This is a genomic window from Mesorhizobium sp. M7A.F.Ca.US.005.03.2.1 (genome assembly GCF_003997795.1).
Taxonomy (GTDB): Bacteria; Pseudomonadota; Alphaproteobacteria; order Rhizobiales; family Rhizobiaceae; genus Mesorhizobium; species Mesorhizobium ciceri.
Genome location: NZ_RZRP01001317.1, coordinates 1 through 1,079, shown reverse-complemented (window position 1 = coordinate 1,079; position 1,079 = coordinate 1). Strand labels below are relative to the sequence as shown.

The window sequence follows — 1,079 nt, the reverse complement described above, 5'->3', positions numbered from 1 at the left end:
CAAAACGACATCACCACGTCGCGCATTCCGGGCCTCGGCAAGATGCCGGTGCTTGGGGCGCTGTTCTCGTCGAAATCCTATCAGCGGCGCGAGACCGACCTCGTCATCATCGTAACGCCCTATCTGGTCAAGCCGGTCGATCCGTCGAAGAAGCTCGTCGAGCCGACAGATGGCACGCAGCCGGCCAGCAATGCCGACTATTTTCTCAACAACACCGAGGAAGTGAAGGATTCCGATGCCGGTCGCACCGTGGCGTTGGCAGACGGCCGCGTCACTCAACCTGCAGCGGCCGCTTCGGCTGGGCATTTCCTCGACCTGCCGAAGGATTGAAGCCATGCGTCTGGTCTTTGGATCGAGCGTCGCCTTGCTGCTGGCCGGCTTTGCCGCTGGCTGCACCAGCGACGACTATGTGCGCAGCGAAGGGCCAACGGCCGGCGCCGGCAATGCGCAGGCCGCCAACACCGTCATGCAGATGGTCGATCCCTGGAAATACGGGGTCCAGAACACCAGGCTCCTGGTGCCGGCCCAACGAGGCAGTGCCGCGGCTGTCACACCCGATCAGGCGGCCGGTGCCAAGGCGTCGCAGTCGACCACAGGCAACTGATTCAACGGGCAACTGGTCAACGGGCGACCTGACAGGCTGACAGAATGGCAAACGGCATCAAGACCAGGAAGATCCTGCTCGTATCGACCGACAGGACGTTTGCGCAGGACACGCGCACCGCATTCTCCGCCTCCGAGATCATACAGCTCTCGACAGTGGAAAAGAACGTTACCGAGTTGCGCGGCGAGATCCAGGAAGCCGACTTCGGCGCCATCATCGTCGACATGGATGCGGCAAGGCTGGAGGAGGTCGAGTCGCTGCAGCGCATCATGCGCCGGCTGGAGGACAAGGTTCCTGTCGTCGTCGTCACCCAGGAGTTCAACGCGGCCGCGGTGCGCATTCTCGTGCAGCTCAAGGTCGCGGATTTCCTGGTCAAGCCGATCACCACGGCCGATCTGGTGCGCTCCGTCGTACGGGCGCTGCAAGGGCCCGGGCGCGAGGAAAACACCGAGTCGCAAATCTATACCTTCATGCC

Annotated in this window: 2 protein-coding genes and 1 pseudogene; all 3 read left to right on the top strand. The window is 62.7% G+C overall.

The genetic code is table 11. From position 1 onward, the window contains the following. Positions 1 to 330, top strand: a pseudogene (locus EN991_RS37395) (secretin); the annotation flags it as partial. 4 nt (positions 331 to 334) lie between these two features. After that, positions 335 to 604 (top strand): hypothetical protein, encoded by a 270-nt coding sequence (locus EN991_RS37390; protein ID WP_013531962.1) that lies wholly within the window; start codon positions 335 to 337, stop codon positions 602 to 604. Positions 605 to 648: 44 nt separating this feature from the next. Then, positions 649 to 1,079, top strand: a 431-nt coding sequence (locus EN991_RS37385) for a response regulator (RefSeq protein WP_127370584.1), incomplete at its 3' end; no start/stop codon positions are given.